General features: G+C 58.0%; 14 protein-coding genes. 3 read left to right on the top strand and 11 right to left on the bottom strand.

The features are described from left to right. From WCG50_RS10930 to WCG50_RS10900, 7 genes are all read right to left on the bottom strand, one after another. The coding region (locus WCG50_RS10930; protein WP_336899632.1) for a LysE family transporter at positions 1 to 506 on the bottom strand (506 nt) is incomplete at its 3' end. Between the two features lie 5 nt (positions 507 to 511). Next, positions 512 to 1,387: a protease HtpX gene (gene htpX, locus WCG50_RS10925; RefSeq protein ID WP_336899631.1), complete on the bottom strand. Its 876-nt coding sequence runs from the start codon at positions 1,385 to 1,387 to the stop codon at positions 512 to 514. A 103-nt stretch (positions 1,388 to 1,490) separates the two neighbouring features. Next, the gene (locus tag WCG50_RS10920; protein ID WP_336899630.1) at positions 1,491 to 2,243 is read right to left on the bottom strand and encodes a DUF3025 domain-containing protein; all 753 of its coding nucleotides are present in this window, start codon (positions 2,241 to 2,243) and stop codon (positions 1,491 to 1,493) included. Between the two features lie 130 nt (positions 2,244 to 2,373). After that, complete coding sequence (locus tag WCG50_RS10915) at positions 2,374 to 3,243, bottom strand: NYN domain-containing protein (protein ID WP_336899629.1); 870 nt, start codon at positions 3,241 to 3,243, stop codon at positions 2,374 to 2,376. 46 nt (positions 3,244 to 3,289) lie between these two features. Then, entirely contained in the window at positions 3,290 to 4,327 is a 1,038-nt protein-coding gene (gene pyrC, locus WCG50_RS10910; protein ID WP_336899628.1) for a dihydroorotase, read from the bottom strand. A 12-nt stretch (positions 4,328 to 4,339) separates the two neighbouring features. Continuing rightward, entirely contained in the window at positions 4,340 to 5,311 is a 972-nt protein-coding gene (locus tag WCG50_RS10905) for a LysR substrate-binding domain-containing protein (RefSeq protein ID WP_336899627.1), read from the bottom strand. Positions 5,312 to 5,339: 28 nt separating this feature from the next. Beyond that, positions 5,340 to 7,994 carry an EAL domain-containing protein gene (locus WCG50_RS10900; protein WP_336899626.1) on the bottom strand — a complete coding sequence of 885 codons (2,655 nt, stop codon included), beginning with the start codon at positions 7,992 to 7,994 and terminating at the stop codon, positions 5,340 to 5,342. Positions 7,995 to 8,160: 166 nt separating this feature from the next. On the opposite strand from WCG50_RS10900, the gene WCG50_RS10895 reads away from it, so the two are divergent. The 3 genes from WCG50_RS10895 (at position 8,161) to WCG50_RS10885 (ending at position 11,964) form a co-directional block, all read left to right on the top strand. Then, complete coding sequence (locus tag WCG50_RS10895) at positions 8,161 to 10,299, top strand: EAL domain-containing protein (protein ID WP_336899625.1); 2,139 nt, start codon at positions 8,161 to 8,163, stop codon at positions 10,297 to 10,299. A 76-nt stretch (positions 10,300 to 10,375) separates the two neighbouring features. After that, entirely contained in the window at positions 10,376 to 11,188 is an 813-nt protein-coding gene (locus WCG50_RS10890) for a 5'-3' exonuclease H3TH domain-containing protein (protein WP_336899624.1), read from the top strand. Continuing rightward, positions 11,185 to 11,964: a hypothetical protein gene (locus tag WCG50_RS10885; protein ID WP_336899623.1), complete on the top strand. Its 780-nt coding sequence runs from the start codon at positions 11,185 to 11,187 to the stop codon at positions 11,962 to 11,964. The genes WCG50_RS10890 and WCG50_RS10885 overlap by 4 nt, the downstream gene beginning before the upstream one ends. A 16-nt stretch (positions 11,965 to 11,980) precedes the next feature. Here WCG50_RS10885 and WCG50_RS10880 read toward each other — a convergent pair whose 3' ends face one another. From WCG50_RS10880 to WCG50_RS10865, 4 genes are all read right to left on the bottom strand, one after another. Continuing rightward, on the bottom strand, positions 11,981 to 13,171 hold the full coding sequence (locus WCG50_RS10880) for an EAL domain-containing response regulator (RefSeq protein ID WP_336899622.1): 1,191 nt from the start codon (positions 13,169 to 13,171) through the stop codon (positions 11,981 to 11,983). 41 nt (positions 13,172 to 13,212) lie between these two features. Further along, entirely contained in the window at positions 13,213 to 14,079 is an 867-nt protein-coding gene (locus tag WCG50_RS10875) for an HDOD domain-containing protein (RefSeq protein WP_336899621.1), read from the bottom strand. Continuing rightward, on the bottom strand, positions 14,076 to 18,452 hold the full coding sequence (locus tag WCG50_RS10870; RefSeq protein WP_336899620.1) for a PAS domain S-box protein: 4,377 nt from the start codon (positions 18,450 to 18,452) through the stop codon (positions 14,076 to 14,078). The genes WCG50_RS10875 and WCG50_RS10870 overlap by 4 nt, the downstream gene beginning before the upstream one ends. Before the next feature lie 274 nt (positions 18,453 to 18,726). Continuing rightward, the coding region (locus tag WCG50_RS10865; protein WP_336899619.1) for an ATP-binding cassette domain-containing protein at positions 18,727 to 19,152 on the bottom strand (426 nt) is incomplete at its 5' end.

Raw genomic sequence — 19,152 nt, 5'->3', positions numbered from 1 at the left:
GCGGTGTAGCCCGCCATCACCACCAAGTCGGTAAAACCGAGGGTCGCAGCAATGATCAGGTACTGCGGCATCAGCGGCTGAGCCAAATTCAGAAATTGCGGCACCACGGCCAGCAAAAACACCGTGCCTTTAGGGTTGACGGCGTTGATCATGATGGCCCGCAGCACCATCGAACGACGGGTCACACGGGGCCCTTCATCGGTTTGCGTCACCATCGGTGTCGCCGGTGCGCGCCATTGTTGGATGCCCAGCCACACCAGATAAGCCACGCCCAACCACTTGACAACGGCAAACGCGGTGCTGGACGTCGCCACCAGCGCGCCCAGCCCCAGACTCACCACAATCACCTGCAACCAGATACCGAGCACCAAGCCGAAGGTGGTGAAGTACCCACGCCTGAAACCGTGGTTCAGGCCGGCGCTCATGGCCGCCACTGCGCCTGCGCCGGGCGAAATACTGATGGCCCAGGAGGCAACGAAAAAAGCCAGCCAGGTCGAGAGTTCCATCGACTTCAGCCCTGCGAGTTCTGAAGGGCGGCAATGCGCTCTTCAATCGGTGGATGCGTGGCAAACAGTTGGCCAACGCCCCCGGCAATGCCGAATGCCGCCACGCTCTTGGGTAACTCACCTGTGTGCAGGCCCCCCAAACGCGCCAGAGCATTGATCATCGGCTGGCGGCGACCCATTAACTGGGCCGAGCCCGCATCGGCACGGAATTCACGGTGGCGCGAGAACCAGGCCACCACCATGGAAGCGGCAAAACCGAGCACGATGTCGAGCACGATGGTGGTGATCATGTAGCCGATACCGGGGCCACTGGAGCGCTCGTCGCCTTTGCGCAAGAAACTATCGACCGCGTAACCAATGACACGGCTCAGGAACACGACAAAGGTGTTCATCACGCCCTGAATCAACGTCATGGTGACCATGTCGCCATTGGCCACGTGGGCGATTTCATGGGCAATGACGGCCTCGATCTCTTCGTGCGTCATGCCTTGCAGCAAGCCGGTGCTGACCGCGACCAGGGCCGAGTTTTTGAAGGCGCCGGTGGCAAAGGCATTGGGATCGCCCTCAAAAATACCGACTTCAGGCATGCCAATGTTGGCTTTTTCGGCCAGCTTGCGAACCGTTTCCACAATCCAGGCCTCGTCGGCGTTTTGCGGCTGATTGATAACGCGCACGCCCGAGGTCCACTTGGCCATTGGCTTGCTGATCAGCAGCGAAATGATGGCGCCACCGAAACCCATCACCAAGGCAAAGCCCAACAACGAGCCCAGGTCCAGACCGCTCGAGGTCAGGTAGCGGTTGACGCCCAGCAAACTGGCGACGATGCCCAGCACAGTGACCACCAGCACGTTAGTCAGCACAAACAAAATAATGCGTTTCATCTTCTTTTCCTTCGAAATTAGCTCAACTTGGTGAACCTACGGCATGAATGGTAGGGGCTTGCCGACCTATGACAAGGTAACAATCCTCAATGGCTCATGAAATTTATGGGCATTTTGGCAGCCGAAACACGCTGGCATCGGCGTAAAAAGCCGGGTCTTCATTCGCCGCCCACCAGCCCGGCACGCCCAGCACCGGCAGGTGGGCAAACGGCTTGGAGGCCAACTTGTCGGCGCTCACATCGGCCGCCATCCATGCGTCCATATCCGCTATTGAATTGCTAGCTGCCTGCGCACGGTAGACGTGGGCTGTCATCGATTTTCTTGGGTAAACCAGCTTCTCAAGCAGCGCGTGGCCAAACAGCACCAAATGCGCCTGCGACCACAGCGGTCGCAAGTCAATGAACAGGCGCTGCCAGTCTTTGGCAGCCAAGGCGTCCCACAGCGCATCCGGCGCTTGCAGGAAGGCTGAGTTTTCATCAAACACGGTCAGGCCATCACGCGCCGGACCGCGCACTGGCTGAATACCGGTTTGCGCAATTTGCGCCACGTGCAACTGGTTCAGGCGGCGCTTGGTCAAGGGAAACTTGAGCCACGCCAGTCCATTGAAAAAGTCATGCAAGCCCTCGCGGGTCGGGCATCCGTTGCTCTCAAAAATATAGCTTTCGTAGGCCATGCCCGGCGGCAAATCACTTTGCGGCACAAAGCGCACCGGCGTGGTCTGGGGCGCCAGCGCGGTGGTCAACGCTTGGGCGCTGCTCGTGCCGAGGGCCACTTGCGCCGCTACGCGCTGACCGATCGGCACATAGGGCGCCAGCCAGGGCGCCGCCCAGTCAATGGCGGCTAGGTCATTACTCATACTGCAGGGCTAGAAAGATCCGCCCGATTTATAAAAAACAAGTCGTATCTTTGAAGGCGGGTATTCAGCCCACAGCGAAATTCACATGGGGCGGCTGCATTCGCGAGAAAGACGGATGGGAAGATAAATTTCATAGCGGGGTCTTCAATAGCCGGACTTGCTTTGCAGCCCCTGTCGTCGGCAACACTTTGAAATAGAGAGGATGCTTGCGAAAAAGTTCATGCAATGGCTTGTTGCCTTTGGCGATGCCACTGTCTTTTAATGGCTTGCCAAGCTGGTTCAACTGCATGATCGTATTGGGTAGCCAAACAGGTAAAGCAGCGAGGATGCCTCGAACCGCTTTTGGGTCGTCTATCGCCGCAGGGGGAGCCGGAGAGGCTGTATGCGAGGATGCGCTGATAGGCACAGTCTGCTTTAACGTTTGCGGGGGAGCAACAACCGGAGCCTTCTTTGCCGCGACTTTCTTGACTGCAGCGGGTGCACTCGGCGCCAAGCAGATTGGCGCAACGACGGGCACTGGGAGCGTTGCAATAGCAACCGTCGGCGCCGCGATGGCCGCCGCCTGTTGCGCCTCATACAGCGCCTGCTCCTGCCCGACCAGAATCACGCGGTCATAGGCCGACACAGCTTCGCGCCCCATCTTGCCGCGCTCCGACACACAGACCATGCGGATACCGCGCTCCCGCAGGCGCACCACCAGCGGCACAAAGTCGGCATCGCCTGAGCCGATGACGACCATTTTGGGCGCAGGCTGTTGACAAGCGAACTCCATGGCATCCACGGCCAACGCGATGTCGGTGGTGTTTTTGGTCAGCGACAGATTGACAAACGGCCGCACGGCCCAGGCCCGCAACACCTCACTCAGACCCTTGAGGTTTTCGGCGCTGCCATAGGCACGCCTGACCGGCAAAGCGCCTTCGGACGCTTCCAGAATACGAAACGCTTCATCCACCCACACGCCCGAATTCAGGTTGTCGGCATCAATCAGAAAGATGTTCATGTCAATTCCTCGTTGAAGCGTGGCACTGGCGTGCGGTGTTTGGCCGTCAGGCGATTAGTTTCCACGGCAGGGCTTCGCCCGAGCGCAAGGGCTTGAGCGCGGCTTCGCCAAAGGCAAAACTCTCGGGGGGCGTCCAGCTTTCACGCTTCAGGGTGATGGTGCCGCTGTTGCGCGGCAGGCCGTAAAAGTCAGCGCCGTTGAAGCTGGCAAAGGCTTCGAGCTGGCTCAGCGCATTGACCGAATCAAACGCTTCGGCATACATCTCCATCGCGGCGTGTGCGGTATAGCACCCGGCGCAACCGCTGGCGTGTTCTTTCAGGTGCGCCGGGTGCGGCGCACTGTCGGTGCCCAAAAAGAACTTGGGGCTGCCACTGGTAGCCGCGGCCACCAGCGCCAGCCGATGGGTTTCGCGCTTGAGGACCGGCAGGCAGTAGTAATGCGGGCGAATGCCGCCAGTGAAGATGGCGTTGCGGTTGTAGAGCAAATGGTGTGCGGTGAGCGTCGCCGCAGTAAAGCGATCTGCGGCCTGCACATACTGCGCGGCCTCTTGGGTAGTGATGTGCTCAAACACGATTTTGAGTTCCGGAAAATCACGGCGCAGCGGAATCAGCTGGGTGTCGATGAACACCGCCTCGCGGTCAAACAGATCAATCTCGGGCGACGTCACTTCGCCATGCACCAGCAGCGGCATACCAGCGCGCTGCATGGCCTCCAGAGTTTTGTAGGTCTTGCGCAGATCGGTCACGCCCGCGTCGCTGTTGGTGGTGGCACCAGCCGGGTAAAGCTTGACCGCGACCACACCCGCCGCTGCGGCGCGCTTGATTTCTTCAGCGGGCAGCAAGTCGGTGAGGTACAGCGTCATCAAAGGCTCAAATTTCACGCCGGCGGGAACGGCGGCCTGAATGCGTGCCTTGTAGGCCAGCGCCGCTTCGGTGGTGGTCACCGGGGGACGCAAGTTGGGCATGATGATGGCGCGGCCAAACTGGGCGGCGGTATGCGGCACCACGGTATTGAGCGCATCGCCATCGCGCACATGCAGATGCCAGTCGTCGGGGCGGGTCAGGGTGATGGTTTGGATTGTCATAGGGGTATTTTCTCAAATGCTTTTCAGTTCGCTCAAATAATCCCACAGGGCTTGCGCGCTGCGTTTGGCGGCAGGGGCGCTGCTGCGGTTGGTGTGCACCCCTGATTTACCGACTTCCTTGAGCGTGGGGCGTTCGCGGTACACCCGCACCTCCATGGTGATCTGCAAATCATCCATGCCTTTGGGGGTGGCGCTCACCAGTTTTTTGGCGCGAACATCTTTCTTGACCGCGCTGAACGGCAAGAAGGCAATGCCGTGCCCTTCCAGCGCCATGGCTTTCAGGCCCTCGGCCATGTCGGTCTCGTAGACACGGTCAAAGTGGATAGCTGTGCCCGACTGCTTCAGGATCAGGTCCACCATCTGCCCCAAGTAGGCGCCCGGCGCATAAGCAAGGTAGGGCAAGGGCTGGTTAGCGCGCCCGGGCAAGGTGAACATCGGCAGGCCCAGCGCATCAGGCTTGACGTATGGCGCCATCACTTCTTCACCCAGGCTCACCATCTCGTAACGGTCGGCGTCCAGCTGGTAGGGCTGCGATGGGTGGTGGTAGGCAATCAACAGGTCGCAACTGCCTTCCACCAGACGCATGACGGCGTCGTGCACATTGAGTGCAATCAGGCGGCTTTTGATGGGGCCAAACTTCTCGCGCAAGGCCGACACCCACGCCGGGAAAAACGTGAACGCCAGCGTGTGCGGTACCGCAAACTCAATCACATCCTGCCCGGCGCTAGAGTGCCCGCGCATCATGGCGCGTGTGCTTTGCAAGGCCTGCAACACCTCCAGCGACTGCGAATACAGCGTCTCGCCCGCCGGCGTGAGCCGGGTCGGGTAGCTGCTGCGGTCCACCAGGTCGGTGCCAGCCCAGCCCTCCAGCGACTGGATGCGCCGCGAGAACGCGGGCTGCGTCACATGCCGCAACTGAGCCGAGCGGCTGAAACTGCGGGTTTCAGCCAAACTGACGAAATCTTCAAGCCATTTGGTTTCCATCGCCGCATTATCGAACGGGCAAGGCGTTTCAGCGCAACAAAGACGTGGCCGTGGCGCCCAACATCTTCTCTATCTCCCCAGCCGTCACCGGTTTTGAAAACAGATAACCCTGAAAACATTCGCAGCCCATGGCGCGCAAGGTCATGAGGTGCGCCTGCGTCTCAACCCCTTCGGCGAGCAGGTCCAGCTTCAGGGTCTGCGCCAGGGCAATCACGGTTTTGATGATGCCCAAATCGCTGTCAGCCTGGCCGATGTCGCGCACAAACGACTGGTCTATCTTGAGTTTGTGCACCGGAAACCGCTTCAGATAGGCCAGACTGGAATAACCGGTGCCAAAGTCGTCAATCGCCAGCCGCACCCCCAGCGCCACCAACTGGTCCAGCGTCTGAATCACCTCGGCTACGTTGTGCATCAGGGCCGACTCGGTAATTTCCAGCTCCAGCAAATGCGCCGGGTAGCCAGTCTGCGCCAGCACGCCGGAGACAAAAGCCACCAGGTCTTTGCGCCGGAACTGGCGGGCGGATAAATTGACCGCCAGTGTGATGTCGGGAAACCCCTGACGGCGCCACTGTGCCGCCTGCTCGCAGGCCTGGCGGAACACCCAGGAGTCGATTTCAACGATCAGATCGGTCTCCTCAGCGATGCCAATGAATTGGCCCGGCATCACCAGCCCCAGAATGGGCGACTGCCAGCGCACCAGCGCCTCCACCCCAAAAATGCGGTTATGGGTCATGTCAATCAGGGGCTGGAACAAGAGCCGCAACTCGTTGTCACGCACGCCACTGCGCAGCGCGGACTCGATACGGAAGTGCCGATCGGCTTCCTGGTTCATGCTTTCGGTAAAAAACCGGTAGGTGTTGCGCCCGGCGGCCTTGGCCTGGTACATGGCGGTATCTGCGTTGCGCAGCAGCACATCGGTATCCGCGCCATCCTGCGGATAAATGCAGATGCCAATGCTGGTGGTGATGTGCAAAATGTGTTCCTGCACCTCCATCGGGGCTTGCAGGGCCGAGAGCAGCTTGTCGGCCACGCCTTCGACATAGTTGGCGCTGCAAAGTCCTGGCAGGATCAGGACAAACTCGTCGCCCCCGATGCGGGCGAGGGTGTCGGTGGTGCGCAAGGCCATCGACAAGCGCAAGGCCACCAGCCGCAGCAAGGCGTCACCCACCTGATGCCCCAGTGTGTCGTTGATATTTTTAAAGCGATCCAGGTCGAGAAACATGACCGCCACATGCCCGTTGTCGCGCTTGCCTTGCAGCAGCGCCTGGGTCATGCGGTCGCGCAGCAGGTTGCGATTGGGCAGCCCGGTGACCGGGTCGTAATGCGCCAGATCGCGCATCTGGCGCTCAATCTCCGAGCGCTCGGACACCTCGGCTTGCAGCCGGACATTGCTGTCGGCCAGCTCAGTGGTGCGCTGCAAGACCTTGGCTTCGAGTTCCTCTTTGGACTGCTGAATCAGCTGTTGTGCTTTTTTACGCTCCGAGATATCGGTGGCAATCCCCAGATAACCCGTGATTTGCCCCGAGGGCGCGCGCAAGGCCGTGACGCACAACGAGACGGGAATTCGTTGCCCGTTTTTGCAGATATAGGTCCACTCACGCTCATCCTTGCCCGACAAACGAGCCTTGATGCAAAACACATCAAAGCCGGGCTCAACAAGCTCACCCAACTCATCACTCAACTGAGCGGCATAGGCTTGTACTTCAGCCCCATCGTGCAGCAAGGCCGGGGTTTCCTGGTACTGCAACTCGGCTGCGCCATAGCCGAGCATGCGTTCAGCGGCCGCGTTGAAGAGTTGAATCACGCCCTGCGTGTCGGTGGCAATCAGGGCAGCCCCGGCGCTGTCAAAAACCGCCTGATTGAGCGCGGTGGCGGCACTCAAGGCGTCTTCGATCTGGCGTTTTTCGGTGATATCGTCATACATCCAGAGCGTTGTGCCAGACATCGGGCTGCCAACCCCGAGTTGGCGACCACTCATGCGAACCCAAAGAATGGAACCATCCCGGCGCTGAAGTCGCTGCTCTTGCGTAACCGCGCCACCTTGGGCAAGCTGGTCGTACAGACGAACCCCAACCCCTTCAAATTCAGCCGCATTGACATACCAGGCACGCGTAGACATTCCCAGCATGGTGCCTGCGGCGTAGCCAAACATGGTTTCAAGCTGCGGATTGCAGCGCTCGACCCGCCGGTTTTTAAGCACCACAATGCCGAGCGCGGCGCCGTCGACCAAGGCCTGGTTTTCAAGCAAGGCCGTGCGCAATTGCGCCTGCTGCTGCCGCTCAACGGTGATATCGCTGCACAGCCAGATCGTGCCCCACTCCGGGTGGCTCGGATCCACCGTTGACGCCGAGACGGCGCACAGCACCTCGGTACCGTCCTGGCGCACAAAATAGCGTTCCGTGCGAAACGGCTGGCCCGCCGCCAGCAAGCCACCGGCTTCGGCCCCCATTTGGGCGTAAGCCTCGTCACTGGGGTAAATACAACGACCCGGCAAGCCGACCAAGTCCTGCTGGCTATAGCCCAGCATATTGGCAAAAACCTTATTGCACCGTACAAAGCGACGGTCACGCGTCATGGCGATGCCAATGAACGCGTGCTGAAAAATGGCCTGCACTTCGTAGGCCGCCTGCAGCTTGTCGTCGCTGGATAACACCCCTTGATCAACCCTTGTTTTGGTGTTCATGGATGGTTGGTCTCCCGTATTTTTTGCCCATCATAGCCACAGCCGTCCGCTTGAACCTGACAGTCAGAGCACGACCCACAACAAGATCCTGAGATCAACGTTAAACTGAAATTTAGCCCTCCTCCTCAACGTCGGTGATTCCCACCGCCATCAGAACCTGTTGCCTATGAGTGCCTTCAAAACATTTCGCCTGACACGGTACTTCTCGATCATTTCCTTCCTGCTGATCGTCATTGCTGGCGCGATCCTGGGCCTGCAGGCGCAATTCCAGGCCGCGCGCCAAGTCACCACCATGGCCCAACGGCACAACGAGGCCATGAGTCAAATTTTTCTCAACGAGCTGTGGCCCATCTTCTCGACCCATGTATCCAAGTCCAACGACCTTACTGGCAACCAGTTGCGCACCGCCGCCGAAACGCTTGGACTGGGGGCTAAAACCTCTGCTTTGATGATGAATTCGAACATCATCAAGGTCAAGGTTTACAACCCTCAGGGCCTCACGGTATTCTCCTCAGACCCACGCCAGATGGGTGAAAGCAAGCTGGGCAACCAGGGTTTCGCAAGTGCCTTGACAGGGTCACCTATCAGCGAACTGACGCACCGCAACCAGTTCGACAGCTTTGAGGGCTCCCGCGCCGAGGTGGACCTGATCTCCAGCTACCTGCCCATTCGCGATGGCAAGCGCATCGCAGGCGTCATTGAGCTCTACCAGGATGTCACGCCTTTTGTTCAAGACCTGCACCAAGTGCTGCTGCAAGTCGTGGTGGGCGGCGCGGTGGTGATGCTGGTTTTGTACCTGATGCAGCTGATGGTGGTCCGCTACGCCCAAGGCATCCTGCGCCAGCAGGAAACGGCCCTGCTGGCGTCCAATCAAGAACTTGACCACCGGGTGGAAGAACGCACTTTTGAGCTTGCAACCATCAACAGCCACCTTGAAGACGAGGTTCTGGAGCGGCGGGCCGCGGAAGTTCGGCTAGACCATCTGGCGCACCACGACACGCTGACCAGCCTACCCAACCGCCTGCAGTTCACTGAGCACCTGCAACGCAGTGTCAGCCAATCAGAGCGCAGCAAAAACCAGTTGGCCTTGTTGTTCATCGACCTGGACCGGTTCAAGGACGTCAACGACACCCTGGGCCATGCCGTGGGGGACGAATTGCTGGTGGCCGTGGCGCAGCGACTGACTGGACAACTGCGCGGCGGGGACCTGCTGGCGCGCCTGGGCGGCGACGAATTTGTCTGCATCCTGGAAAATATTCAGTCATCACAAGATGCAAGCCGGGTGGCCGAAAAACTGATTGCACGCATTGCCGAACCCATTTCCATTGGCATTCATGAACTCGCCATTTCAGGCAGCGTTGGCATCAGCCTGTTTCCGGCCGATGGTGTAGACGCGGGCAACCTGCTGCGTGCAGCCGATACCGCCATGTACCAGGCCAAAAAACATGGCCGCAACACCTACCATTTCTACACCCCCGAAATGACCCAATACGCGCAGGAGCGAGCCCAACTGGAGCGCCTGCTGCGCCGCGCCATCGACCACCACGAGCTTGAGGTTCACTACCAGATCAAGATGACGGCCACAGAGCCGTCCCGCCCGTGCGGTGCCGAGGCGCTGGCGCGCTGGAACAGCCCTGAACTGGGCTCGGTGTCCCCGGTGAAATTCATTCCAGTGGCCGAAGAAACCGGCTTCATCGTCACCCTGGGCGAATGGGTGTTGCGTACCGCCTGCCGTCAAATGGCAGCCTGGCGCGCCAGCGGTATCGACATTCCCCGCATCGCCGTCAATCTGTCGGTGCGACAACTGGAACGCTCAGACATTCTGCAGGTTGTGCGCTCTGCGCTCGAGGAGTCAGGCTTGCCGGCGGACGCACTGGAGCTGGAAATTACTGAGTCAGTGATCATGAATGTGGACGACGCCATCGGCGTGCTGAGGGGCCTGCGCGAACTCGGGGTGCACCTGGCGGTCGATGACTTTGGCACCGGCTACTCCTCGCTGGCTTACCTCAAGCTGCTCCCCATCAGCACCCTCAAAATTGACCGCTCATTTGTCATCGGTATTGGCCACAGTCGCAGCGACGAATCGATCATTCAGGCCGTCATCGGCATGGCCCGCAGCATGGGCTTGGGCACCGTCGCCGAAGGGGTCGAAACACAGCGGCAACTGGACTTTTTGCGCCTTGAAGGGTGCCAATCGATTCAGGGCTACTTCTTCGGCAGGCCCCAGCCTGCTGACGTATTCAGCGCCGAATGGGGCAAAGCCTTGCCAATTGAAACAACAGTCGCTCAACCAGCTATTATTTAAATAGCATAATGCACAATAGATACGGGGGCTTGAGGCCTATTTCATCTGCAAATCTTCAACCAGGCGTGATCAAAAAATGTCCCTGCTCATTATTGATGCGCTGAACATCATCCGGCGGATTCACGAGGCCATACCCGAGCCCGACAGCGAAGAGAAGGTGGCGGACACCATCGCCTCCAGCCTGCGCTCGTTCAAGCGCGCCCTCAAAACCCACCGACCAAGCCACGCGGTCGCGGTTTTTGACCATGGGGGTCGAACCTGGAAGCACGATCTGTATGCGGGCTACCAAGCCCACCGCAAACCCATGCCGCAACCCTTGCGCGATGGCTTGCTCACCCTCAAGCATGAACTGCAGAACCTGGGCTTGCACTCGATTGCGATTGAAGGCATCGAAGCGGATGACGCCATTGCCGCGCTGGCCGAGAAATGGTGCCGCGCCCGGCCAGAACAAGCCATCATTTTGTCGACCGACAAAGATTTTTTGCAGTTACTCAATGACCAGGTCTGTATTTACGACCACTTTAAGGACGTCTGGCGGGACGCCGCTTATGTGCTGGAGAAATTTGGTGTCAAACCCTCGCAGATGGGCGATCTGCTGGCCCTCATGGGGGACGCGGTCGATGGCGTCCCCGGTGTAGCAAAGGTCGGCTGCAAAACTGCCGCCACGCTGCTTCGGATTAATGGCAATCTTGACCGGGTGATCTCCAACGCCGACAAGGTGGCGGGCCAGGTGGGCGCGAATCTGCGCAAGGGCATTGAGGCCGCCCGACTTTCCCGACAACTGGTCTCCTTCAAGACCGATATGCCGCTGGGGCTGACCTGGAAAATGTTGGCGCAGGTTGCGGTACAAACACACCCTACTCACACCACGACCGAGAGTTCGCCATGAGCACACTGCAAGCAGAGCTGGACCGACTCTATCTCCCCCACGCACCCAACACCCAAGGCCATCAAGGCACAGAAGAGCCCGGCCTCGTTGCGCCCGATGGGCGCGTACGCGCCCTGATGCTGGAACTGGCCAGGCCCGCCGACTGGGTCCTGCTGTCAACCGTTTGGCGCGGAGTCCAGGACGATCTTGAGTTGCCTGCGCCAGCCATCGCCGTCTCTGGCATTGACGCATACCAACTGTGGTTTTCACTCGCAGAGCCAGTTTCTGTCGCACAAGCGGGGGGCTTTCTTGAGGCGTTGCGTTTGCGCTATTTGAGCCTGGTGGCGCCTGGTCGCCTATTGATGCTGCCTGCGGTTGACACGGCCAACCCCGGAAAAATCCGGCACGCCTTGTTGGTGCCAGCACTGCAACCCGCCACGGGCCAATGGTCCGCATTCGTGGCACCGGACCTGGCAGCCATCTTCTCGGAAGAACCCTGGCTCGACCTCCCGCCCAACCCCGAGGCGCAGGCCAAGGTACTGTCGCGCCTTGAATGTATTAAGCCGGCGGTGTTCCAGGCTGCCGTGGAGCGACTGAGTCCTGCTGCCAAGACGGCGGCCTCGTCAAATTCGTCTGTCGATCACGCGGGGGATAGCAGCCCAGCCAAGGTGGTAGTCAATTCAGCCGAATTGAATGGAAACAGCCTTGATCCCAAGCGTTTTTTGCTGGCCGTGATGAACGACCCGACGATTGAACTTCATCTGCGCATCGAGGCGGCGAAAGCACTTTTGCCTTAGCCACTGCCGCAGGCCGTCACGGGCCAGTTGACTCTCGCTGAATCCACTCAGTACAGGCGGCAAAGGGCATAGGTCGGGCCACGTAATAGCCCTGTACCAGATTGCCGCCACAAGCGCGTAAAAAATTCATCTGTTCACTGGTTTCAACACCCTCCGCAACCACACTCATGCCCAGATTGAAACCAATGGTCAACGAGATCCGCAAAATCGCCTCAGCCTTGCGCTCAGTGCAAGCGCGTTGCACAAAGCGGGCATCTATTTTGAGTTCTTTGAATGGTAGATCGACCAACTGTGACAAGCTGGAGTAGCCAGTTCCAAAGTCGTCAATCGACAAAATAAAACCCATCATCGATAAGCGTGTCAACGTTTCCATGGCCTGCGTGCGCTCGACCATCAACTTGCTCTCAGTGACCTCGATGATCAAGTCTGACGGCAGCAGGCCAGCCGCCTCAACCAGTTGCTGCAAACGCTCGGGCATCGTCAAATCCAGCGCCGTGTCCATCGACATATTGATCGCTGCTGTATGCAAAGCGCCTTTCGCACGCCAGTTGGCCAAGTCGCGCAAAACCTGATTTGCCATAGAAAAAAACAGCTCCACCGACAAGCCAGAGGCTTCGATGGCCGGAATAAACAGGCCCGGTCCGATCATGCCGCCGGACTCCTGAGGCCAGCGGGCCAACGCTTCGACGCTGACGGTTTTGTTACCGTCAATATCAACCTTCGGTTGGTACCATGGAATGAACTCCGCGCGGCTTAGTGCCTGCTTCAAGCGTTGCGGCGTCAGGGCTTGCTCGACGCGCTGGGGGCTCAAGCCATCGATACGCGGCTGCCGACCTGCCAGCAGGTCACGCAATCGCTCGGGTTCGCAGGGTTTGCTAATGACACCCAATAAATCGAATTTATGGGCCAGCGCCAAACCTGCCGCACTGTTTAAAATTTCATCAGGCACGCCCGAAAGCAAAATTAATGAAGCGGCAAAACCGCGCTGCGCCAGATGGCGCATCAGCACCAACCCGTCCATGCCGGGCATGGATAAATCGCAGATGATGACATCGATGTCGTGCACGTGCTGTTCAAATTGAGCCAGTGCTTTCTCCCCACTGTCGGCCAACAACACATGAGGCCAACCCAAGTTGGAGAGCTGCGTGCCAATGATCTCTAACTGAAGCTCATCATCATCCACCACCAAAACCATGTACGCTGTCATTTTCTGTCACCTGTCTTTTTATTTTCTGCCTGCAACTTGCATCATGACTGCGTTAGCAGGTCCTGCAAGTCATCACACAGCTCGGCCCAATCGCCAAAATGTGAGCCCCCATGCTGCGATGCTACACCCACGCGCTGGGCCAACTCATGGGGCCACAAGGCATCAACTTGCTCGCTATTGAGTGGTTGCTCAGTCACCCAGGCTTGCCAGGCACAGAGCTGGATCAGGGCCGCCAAAGTGGCTGCTTGCGCATTGTCTGGCAGCGCGTCGGTAGCGCCTATCACCTCTGAAAACAAGGTCGGAAACTGCCATCGACGGGCCAATTCAGCACCGACTTCAGCATAGCTGTAGCCCAGTGCAGCACGTTCAACCGCTGTGCGAGTAGGTGCCGCGGGATCTGTTTTGGCGTCCAGAGCCAGCATCTGACTGGCCAAGCCCTGGCGCATCACCAGTTGCCCGACGCAGTGCAGCAAACCCAGTGTGTAGGCCAGTTCGCCATCCACCTCGGCATGTGCAGACCAATGACGAGCGAGCGCAGCGGTACGCAGGCTGTGTTGCCAAAAGGGTTGGAGCATTTGGGCCGGCAAATTGGTAAAGCAGCTCATCAGACCCACGCTGATGACCAGCGAACGCACATTAACCAGGCCCAGCAGTTGCACCGCCTCGTAGGCCGAGCCGACGCCTTGCGGCGTGTGGTAACGCGCTGAGTTGGCCAGGCGCAGCAAGCGCATACATATGGCAGGGTCGCTTGTGATCAGTTGCGCTAATTCGTCCGTACGCAACGCTGAATTGTTAAAGCTGTTTAGCAGCTCTCGCAGTACCTTGGGCACAACAGGCAAGGCGCGGGCTTGCTCAAACAGCGCAGCAAGATTCATGGGGCTCTCGGTTGAATGAAGGGGTCGTGTCATGATGCCAAATGCATGGTAATTTGCTGCACCGCGCCAGCCAGTGCTGTGGATAAATTTTGTGCCAGTGCGAGACAAGCCGCTTCATCCTGGTGATGGCCAGCGTCTTCCAGACCTTGGCACAACTCCCCAACCGCCAGTGCGCCAACAGAGCGGGCCGCCGATTTCAGGGTGTGGGCCACCTGCTTGATCGTCTCCAGATCACCTGCCGTCATGGCCGTTTCGATCTGGCTGCATTGTTTATCGGCATTGGTCATGAATTTTTGCAACAGCCGCTCGTGCATGGCCGGGTTATGGCCAATCAGCCGGGTGAGCGTGTCGGGGTTCCAGGTCGGCAAGGATGCGTTGCGAGCGCCAGCCGGAGATTCCGGCTTAAGCAGAAGGGGGTCCACACGAATCTTTAGTGGCAGCCATTTATTCAGCATGTCGCCCAACTCGCGCATGAGCAACGGTTTGCACAAGTAGCCGTCCATGCCACGGGCATTGCAACGTTCGGCTTCACCTTGCATCGCGTTGGCCGTAATGGCAATGATGGGGAGGTGCGTTCCGTTGGGCTCTGACTGCCGGATGGCCTCTGTTAACTCAAAACCGTCCAGGTTAGGCATATGACAGTCAGTTAACAGCAGGGCATAACGGGGCTGAGGCTCACTGAGGCCTTCGCGCCACAGGGTCAAGGCTTGCGCGCCGTCAACGGTCACTTCACAAGCGTAGCCGAGCAGTCGCAGTTGCTCATGCATCACCTCGCGGTTGGTTTCATTGTCTTCGGCCAGCAAGATCAACTGGCCTGTGCGCGCCGCCTCTTCAATACTCGGGGCGACTGGCTGACTGCCACTCGTTGGGCTGGTGCTGGCCGCCAGTTCCTTTATGCTGATGCGATGGCAGGCCAAGGCGACGCCTTGCAGCAGATCCTGGTAGAGCAGTGGTCGTGCCTGGACTTCGATGACATGGGACTCGGTACCACTGGTGCGTCGACGCACCAGACACACTACACGGTTATCAAGGTCTTGGGTCAGGCTGCCTTGCACGCTTTGGTCAACGCCTTCGGCCTGCGTCTGGTCCAGTAGCAGCACGGTATTTTTCGTCGCTTGGGTCAGGTTTGCATGCGCCGTCGCCAAATCGGGCAGAACTATCACCCGGGCCCCGACCGAGCCCAGGTAGGTTTGAAACAGGGTCAGACAAGCCATACTGGGACTCACCACCAACACGTTGATGCCATTCAGGTCTGGCATGGCGCGCGTTGTGTGCCCCTCCGGTGGCGTTGTTGCCTGTAGCGGCAACTCCACGGTAAATTCAGAGCCCATGCCTAGGGCGCTTTGCACGCTGATGCTGCCATGCAGCATGGTCACCAGCCGCTGCGTAATCGACAGCCCCAGGCCTGTCCCCCCAAATCGGCGCATGGTACTGGCATCCGCTTGGGTAAAGGGTTGGAATAATTTGGCGAGCACTTCAGGACTCATGCCAATGCCGTTGTCGATCACACTCAGGTGCAGGCAGGCTGAGCCATCCAAACGGGTTCCGGACTGTACATGCAGCATGGCATGGCCGGATCGGTGCGAAACAAATTTAAGCGCATTGCCCAGCAGGTTGAGCAAAATCTGGCGTAACCGGGTGGGATCGCAGACGATCCACTCCGGCAAGCTGGGGTCAACAAACAAAGATATTTCAACGTCTTTGTTGCGGGCGGTGTTGAGCATGAGTTGTGCTGCGCTCTCGACCACCTCGCGCAGCGGGGTCGCAATTTGCTCAATGTCGAGCTTGCCGGCTTCAATTTTTGAGAAATCCAGAATGTCATTCAGGATGCTCAGCAGCGCCAAAGACGAGGTGTTGATGGTGCCCAGCATGCGTTTCTGCTCTGACGAGAGACTGGTCTGCGCCAGTATGTCGGCCATGCCAATCACGCCGTTCATGGGGGTGCGAATTTCGTGACTCATATTGGCCAGAAATTCTGATTTGGCACGACTGGCGAGCTCGGCTTGCTGACGCGCGCTGGTAAGTTCGGCAGTGCGTAGTTCCACCAATTGCTCGAGCGTGTGGCGATGTTGGTCTAGTTCGTCAGCCAGACGTTTTTTCACGGTGATGTCTTCTTGAATGGCCACATAGTGTGTGACAACACCGTTCTCATCGCGCAGAGGGGAGATCACAGCCCAGTCGGTGTACAGCGAGCCGTCTTTGCGTCGGTTAAATAGTTCACCGCTCCAGGTTTGGCCCTGTTTCAAGGCTTGCCACATGGCAACAACCGTGCTTTGCGGGGTTTGGGGTGTATGCAAGATGCGTGGAGTTTTGCCAATGACCTCCGCCCGGCAGTAGCCGGTGTTGCGTTCAAAGGCCAAATTGACGTATTCGATGGTGGCATCCAGATTGGCGATGACCACGCTCTCCGGGCTTTGCTCGGCCACTTGCGAGAGTTTGCGCACCAGCTCCTCAGCTTGTTTGCGCTGGCTGATATCTTCATAGACACCGAGCAAGCCAAAAATTTGCCCCGCCTGATTCTTGAGCGGTATCTTGGAGGTCCGCAACCAGATCTCCTGACCTTGAGGTGTGGTTTGCGGTTCGTCATAAAACAGCCTCACCACGCCGCTGTCCATCACCTGGCGGTCGTCCGCACGGTACAGCTCAGCCTGTGCCGCCCACCCCATCTGGTAGTCATCTTTGCCGATTAAATCGGCAGGAGCAGTCTTCCCTGCGTCATGCGCAAAAGCGCTGTTGCAACCAAGGTAGTTGTGTTGCTGGTCTTTCCAGAATACGCGCATAGGAATGGAGTCGATCACAGTCATCAGCAAGCTATGTGCATCGGCCAGTGCCAGCTCAGCCAGTTTGCGCTCGGTGATGTCTTGAACTGTGCCAATCGAGCGTAACGGCAGACCGTCCGGGTCAAATTCAGTGTGGCAACGCTCGCTGACCCATTTAATGCGCCCGTCCGCCATGCGCAACCGATGCTCGATTTTGTAGTCTGATCGGTTTGCCAGCGACGCTGTATAGGCCTGATTGACGGACGCCCGGTCATCGGGGTGTATGGCGTCTAAAAATGTATCGTAACTAGGCTCAAAGTGCTGTGGATTCAGTTCAAACAAGCGGTAAATTTGAGCACTCCAGTGCAATTGAGCGCTGGGCAAGTCAAGCGTCCAACTCCCGAGCTGAGAAATTTCCTGAGCTTCATGCAGACTACTGGCCAGTGTGCGGGTCTTTTGCTCGCTCTTGCTCAATTCGGTTTCACGCCGCAACAGGGTGCTTGCCAGTGCATTAACGCTGTGCCCGACTTCTTCGAGCTCGTCCCCGGTGTTGGGCGCTGGCAGCACAACATAGTTGCCATGTTTGATCTGGTAAATTTGTTGCATCAACTGCTTGAGGGGTTGCACCAAACTTCGATTGAATACATGGCGCATGAAGATCAACATGCAGCCACCAATCGCCAGCAATGTCAGAAAAATTTGACGGCGTTGGCTATTAATTAGCTCGTTTTCATTGCTTTTGTCGATCTTCACCGTGAAATACACCGGGCCTAACAGGGTATTTTTACGCATGACAGCAAGATACTGCCCGGGCGACTCTGTCACATTCAGCATCGACTTAAGGGCATGCGGTTGGAGCTCCATAGACTGCGCCGCAAGCGGGCTGGCAAAGGCCTGTGTGAGCTCAACCCCCAGGTCTTTGGATAAGCGCATAAAGTAATCTTGATCCAGTACATACGAAAACTCAAAATGCCCAACGTACCGGTGGCTCACGGGATCAAACGTATTTTGATGGCTTTTAATGACCACCTTGTCGTCCATGCGCTGGTAGCTGATCAGGGGTTCCTGAGAGGTTTTTTCAGAGGACACACGGGCGATGTGCTGCTCATCAAGCAGGTTGCCGAGGGGGGTCAGGCCGGGTAAATACTCGCGGTTTGACTCTGCCCGTATCAAGGTTTGTGGATGGCCGCTGGCAAAACTCATGTACCCCAGGTGGTAGACACCCAACTGTCGACTGGCAAACGCCAGTAGCTCGTTGTTCTGGTCATAAATCGCCATGTCTTGACTCTGCGAAAACTTGACCCGGTCAAGCGCATTTTTTGCCAGAGATTTCTTTTCTTCGTCGATCAACGCGGTGTTGTAGTGGGCTTTATCCTGGTATTGGTTGATCAGATCAATGGAGGCAATGGATGATTCCTCATCGCTGGCAAGGTGCACACCCGCTTTGAGATCGGATTCAATTTGCGCAAGGCTGAAATCCAGTCGCTGGAAAGCGTGCAGCATCTGGTTGCGTGTATTGTCCAGAAAACTTTGCCGCAAAATCACCTCAAAGTTAACCCCCAGAGCCAACACAGCCAGGACCACCACCAGCGTCACCAGCAGCGACAACTTGCTCCCCAAGCGAAGACCGCGCAGGTTCAAATTCATACGCCAAATCTCATCTCAGGCCCCAAACGCAGCAGTTCATGGCAAGCAAATGCCGACTCTTTGGTTTTTAGCCAACCAACGAAAACAATATCGAGCCGGTTTGCGGGCCAGCATGGTATCAATACAACAAATTGAAAAATGGACGCAAAACCAGCAAACGTATTTTGAACATGATTGGGCTTATGGCTGCATTGAACTTATCTTGCTCTTGAGAATAACATGGGCAAGGAGGCACTGAAAGCCGCAAAATGAACTTCTTCGGCGCCGTACAAAACTACTCAGAAGACTGCTGCAGCGCCCACATCGACGCATACCGGCCTCCTGAACCCAGCAGTTCCGCATGGGTGCCGCGCTCCAGGATGCGACCGGCGTCCATCACCAGAATTTCATGCGCGTCCACCACCGTGGAAAGGCGGTGCGCAATCACCAACGTGGTCTTGTTTTGCGCCACGCTTTGCAGCTCGGCCTGAATGGCGCGCTCGTTGGCGGAGTCGAGGGCCGAGGTGGCTTCATCGAAGATCAAAATCGGCGGGTTTTTCAGCAGCGTGCGGGCAATCGCCACACGCTGCTTTTCGCCGCCCGAGAGTTTGAGTCCACGCTCGCCGACCATGGTGTCGTAGCCCTTGGGCGTGGCGGCAATAAAGCTATGGATGTGCGCCGACTGCGCGGCCTCGATCACCTGCTCGCGCGTGGCGCCGGG

The organism is Rhodoferax sp. (assembly GCF_037143375.1).
Taxonomy (GTDB): Bacteria; Pseudomonadota; Gammaproteobacteria; order Burkholderiales; family Burkholderiaceae_C; genus Rhodoferax.
This window is presented reverse-complemented; position numbering and strand designations above follow the sequence as displayed.